This window comes from Gilliamella sp. Choc4-2 (genome assembly GCF_001690355.1).
Lineage (GTDB): Bacteria > Pseudomonadota > Gammaproteobacteria > Enterobacterales > Orbaceae > Gilliamella > Gilliamella apicola_A.
Map to the genome: position 1 here is coordinate 1 of NZ_LZHG01000049.1, position 5,155 is coordinate 5,155.

The 5,155-nt window shown below is 49.0% G+C and carries 1 tRNA gene and 3 rRNA genes; all 4 read right to left on the minus strand.

Annotation, left to right across the window (positions count from 1 at the left end):
- Positions 1–9: 9 nt before the first annotated feature.
- Positions 10–125: ribosomal RNA gene (rrf, locus tag A9G34_RS06935) — 5S ribosomal RNA — on the minus strand.
- 156 nt (positions 126–281) lie between these two features.
- Positions 282–3,181 (minus strand): 23S ribosomal RNA (locus A9G34_RS06940).
- A gap of 211 nt (positions 3,182–3,392) precedes the next feature.
- Positions 3,393–3,468, minus strand: a tRNA-Glu gene (locus A9G34_RS06945).
- Positions 3,469–3,523: 55 nt separating this feature from the next.
- Positions 3,524–5,061, minus strand: a 16S ribosomal RNA gene (locus tag A9G34_RS06950).
- Together the 16S, 23S and 5S rRNA genes with 1 tRNA gene alongside form the textbook arrangement of a ribosomal RNA operon.
- Positions 5,062–5,155 lie beyond the last annotated feature (94 nt).

A 5,155-nucleotide genomic window follows, 5' to 3' on the forward strand; every position in this document is an offset into this window, starting at 1 on the left:
ATTTAAAAAGTCTGGCGGCACCCTACTCTCACATGGGTAATACCCACACTACCATCGGCACTACGGCGTTTCACTTCTGAGTTCGGCATGGGGTCAGGTGGGACCACCGCGCTATTACCGCCAGACATATTCTTTTCTCTTCTACAATCAGTGCTCATTATCTCATAATAACACCAATCTCTCAATTCGGAACAAACCACTCAATCAACATTTAATCCAATTTCGATGACTTAGTCATCAAACGCTTCTCTTCACGTAATCACAAAACAACTCCGAGTTGTAAGGTTAAGACTCTCGGTTCATTAGTATCAGTTAGCTCAATGTATCACTACACTTACACACCTGACCTATCTACGTCTTAGTCTCAAACGAACCTTACTGAATCTCTTCAGGGAAAACTCATCTTAAGGCTAGTTTCGTGCTTAGATGCTTTCAGCACTTATCTATTCCGCACGTAGCTACCGGGCAATGCAATTGGCATCACAACCCGAACACCAGCGGTGCGTTCACTTCGGTCCTCTCGTACTAGAAGCAAACCCTCTCAATTTTCCTACGCCCATGGCAGATAGGGACCGAACTGTCTCACGACGTTCTAAACCCAGCTCGCGTACCACTTTAAACGGCGAACAGCCGTACCCTTGGGACCTACTTCAGCCCCAGGATGTGATGAGCCGACATCGAGGTGCCAAACACCGCCGTCGATATGAACTCTTGGGCGGTATCAGCCTGTTATCCCCGGAGTACCTTTTATCCGTTGAGCGATGGCCCTTCCATTCAGAACCACCGGATCACTATGACCTACTTTCGTACCTGCTCGAGCCGTCACTCTCGCAGTCAAGCTAGCTTTTGCCATTGCACTAACCTCCTGATGTCCGACCAGGATTAGCTAACCTTCGTGCTCCTCCGTTACTCTTTGGGAGGAGACCGCCCCAGTCAAACTACCCACCAGACAGTGTCCCTTACCTCGATTCAGAAGTATAGGTTAGAACATCAAACATTAAAGGGTGGTATTTCAAGGTCGACTCCACACACACTGGCGTGCATGCTTCTTTGCCTCCCACCTATCCTACACATTAAGGCTCAATGTTCACTGTCAAGCTATAGTAAAGGTTCACGGGGTCTTTCCGTCTTGCCACGGGTACACCGCATCTTCACGGCAAATTCAATTTCACTGAGTCTCGGGTGGAGACAGCCTGGCCATCATTACGCCATTCGTGCAGGTCGGAACTTACCCGACAAGGAATTTCGCTACCTTAGGACCGTTATAGTTACGGCCGCCGTTTACTGGGGCTTCGATCAGGAGCTTCTGCATTCGCATAACCCCATCAATTAACCTTCCAGCACCGGGCAGGCGTCACACCGTATACGTCCACTTTCGTGTTTGCACAGTGCTGTGTTTTTATTAAACAGTTGCAGCCAGCTGGTATCTTCGACTGATTTCACCTACATCCGCGTGGGAGTTCAATTACCATCAGCGTGCCTTCTCCCGAAGTTACGGCACCATTTTGCCTAGTTCCTTCACCCGAGTTCTCTCAAGCGCCTGAGTATTCTCTACCTGACCACCTGTGTCGGTTTCGGGTACGATTACCTATAACCTGAAGCTTAGAGGATTTTCCTGGAAGCTTGGCATCAATTACTTCACTACCTTAGTAGCTCGTCATCACGCCTCAGGGTCTCAGTGACCGGATTTGCCTAATCACACCCCTACACGCTTAAACCACCATCCAACAGGTGGATAACCTAGCCTTCTTCGTCCCCCCATCGCAGTTATAGCCAGTACGGGAATATTAACCCGTTTCCCATCAGATACGCCCTTCGGCCTCTCCTTAGGGGTCGACTCACCCTGCCCCGATTAACGTTGGACAGGAACCCTTGGTCTTCCGGCGAGCGGGCTTTTCACCCGCTTTATCGTTACTTATGTCAGCATTCGCACTTCTGATACCTCCAGCATGCCTCACAACATACCTTCTACGGCTTACAGAACGCTCCCCTACCCAATGCACTTACGTGCACTGCCGCAGCTTCGGTGCATAGTTTTAGCCCCGTTACATCTTCCGCGCAGGCCGACTCGACTAGTGAGCTATTACGCTTTCTTTAAATGATGGCTGCTTCTAAGCCAACATCCTAGCTGTCTAAGCCTTCCCACTTCGTTTCCCACTTAACTATGACTTTGGGACCTTAGCTGGCGGTCTGGGTTGTTTCCCTCTTCACGACGAACGTTAGCACCCGCCGTGTGTCTCCCATGATTAAACTTGTCAGTATTCGGAGTTTGCATCGGGTTGGTAAGCCGGGATGGCCCCCTAGCCGAAACAGTGCTCTACCCCCAACAGTTACTCATGAGGCGCTACCTAAATAGCTTTCGGGGAGAACCAGCTATCTCCCGGTTTGATTGGCCTTTCACCCCCAGCCACAGGTCATCCGCTAATTTTTCAACATTAGTCGGTTCGGTCCTCCAGTTAGTGTTAACCAACCTTCAACCTGCCCATGGCTAGATCACCGGGTTTCGGGTCTATACCCTGCAACTTAACGCACAGTTAATACTCGGTTTCCCTTCGGCTCCCCTATTCGGTTAACCTTGCTACAGAATATAAGTCGCTGACCCATTATACAAAAGGTACGCAGTCACACATATCTAATGATATATGCTCCCACTGATTGTACGTACACGGTTTCAGGGTCTATTTCACTCCCCTCCCGGGGTTCTTTTCGCCTTTCCCTCACGGTACTGGTTCACTATCGGTCAATCAGGAGTATTTAGCCTTGGAGGATGGTCCCCCCTTCTTCAGACAGGATATCACGTGTCCCGCCCTACTCTATAAGCTTCCACATAATATACTTTCGTGTACGGGACTTTCACCCTCTATAGTGCGACTTTCCTGAACGCTTCCACTAATATACTATGCTACCCGCTTGGGCTCCTCCCCTTTCGCTCGCCGCTACTCAGGGAATCTCGGTTGATTTCTTTTCCTCGGGGTACTTAGATGTTTCAGTTCTCCCGGTTCGCCTCATCTGACTATGGATTCATCAGACAATAATGTAGTTACCTACATTGGGTTTCCCCATTCGGACATCAACGGCTATAACGCTTTTTATCAGCTCACCGTCGCTTTTCGCAGATTAACACGTCCTTCTTCGCCTCTGATTGCCTAGGCATCCACCGTGTACGCTTAATTTCTTAACCTTACAACTCACAGTTGTCTTGGTTAATTACGCTTTCTTCTCTTTTCGCTTTCAGTCACCTATATTTACATTTCGATTCCTCCAGCAAAACGAGAACTCGTTTCTTTCAGCTTGTTCCTTATTGTTAAAGAGCTTTATCTTTCTATTCACTTAATAACTAAATTAAGTAAACACAAAAATAATTTTTAGAAAAATAATTTCATCACATTTTATGGCGTCCCCTAGGGGATTCGAACCCCTGTTACCGCCGTGAAAGGGCGATGTCCTAGGCCTCTAGACGAAGGGGACTTAATTATTTCTCTTTCTAAACAAACAATCTGTGTGAACACTTACGAGCTCTTCGTAAGGAGGTGATCCAACCGCAGGTTCCCCTACGGTTACCTTGTTACGACTTCACCCCAGTCATGAATCACACCGTGGTAAACGCCCTCCCTAAGGTTAAGCTATCTACTTCTGGTGCAACCCACTCCCATGGTGTGACGGGCGGTGTGTACAAGGCCCGGGAACGTATTCACCGTGACATTCTGATTCACGATTACTAGCGATTCCGACTTCATGGAGTCGAGTTGCAGACTCCAATCCGGACTTAGACGTACTTTATGAGGTCCGCTTGCTCTCGCGAGGTCGCCTCCCTTTGTATACGCCATTGTAGCACGTGTGTAGCCCTGGTCGTAAGGGCCATGATGACTTGACGTCGTCCCCACCTTCCTCCGCTTTATCAACGGCAGTCTCCTTTGAGTTCCCGACCTAATCGATGGCAACAAAGGATAAGGGTTGCGCTCGTTGCGGGACTTAACCCAACATTTCACAACACGAGCTGACGACAGCCATGCAGCACCTGTCTCACAGTTCCCGAAGGCACTCTCATATCTCTACAAGATTCTGTGGATGTCAAGACCAGGTAAGGTTCTTCGCGTTGCATCGAATTAAACCACATGCTCCACCGCTTGTGCGGGCCCCCGTCAATTCATTTGAGTTTTAACCTTGCGGCCGTACTCCCCAGGCGGTCGATTTATCGCGTTAGCTTCGGAGCCCATCACTCTAGGCAACAAACTCCAAATCGACATCGTTTACAGCGTGGACTACCAGGGTATCTAATCCTGTTTGCTCCCCACGCTTTCGCATCTCAGCGTCAGTATCTGTCCAGAAGGCCGCCTTCGCCACCGGTATTCCTCCACATCTCTACGCATTTCACCGCTACACGTGGAATTCTACCTTCCTCTACAATACTCCAGATAACCAGTTTTAAATGCAATTCCTAGGTTGAGCCCAGGGATTTCACACCTAACTTAATTATCCGCCTACATGCCCTTTACGCCCAGTCATTCCGATTAACGCTCGCACCCTCCGTATTACCGCGGCTGCTGGCACGGAGTTAGCCGGTGCTTCTTCTGTAACTAACGTCAATTCTAGGCACTTTTCATACCCAAAACTTCCTCACTACCGAAAGTACTTTACAACCCGAAGGCCTTCTTCATACACGCGGCATGGCTGCATCAGGGTTCCCCCCATTGTGCAATATTCCCCACTGCTGCCTCCCGTAGGAGTCTGGACCGTGTCTCAGTTCCAGTGTGGCTGGTCATCCTCTCAGACCAGCTAGAGATCGTCGCCTTGGTAAGCCTTTACCCCACCAACTAGCTAATCCCATATGGGTTCATCAAATGGCGCACGTCCTCGCGGAACCGTACTTTGGTCTCTCAACTTTATGCGGTATTAGCAGTCGTTTCCAACTGTTGTCCCCCTCCATCTGGCAGATCCCCATACATTACTCACCCGTCCGCCACTCGTCATCAAGTGCAAGCACTCATGTTACCGTTCGACTTGCATGTGTTAAGCCTGCCGCCAGCGTTCAATCTGAGCCATGATCAAACTCTTCAATTTAAAGTTTGATGCTCAATAACTGTCTCTGACATATTCAAATGAATCTTCAGTGTCACTTATCAAGACTTCTTAATCTTTTTAGTCCGTAGACTTT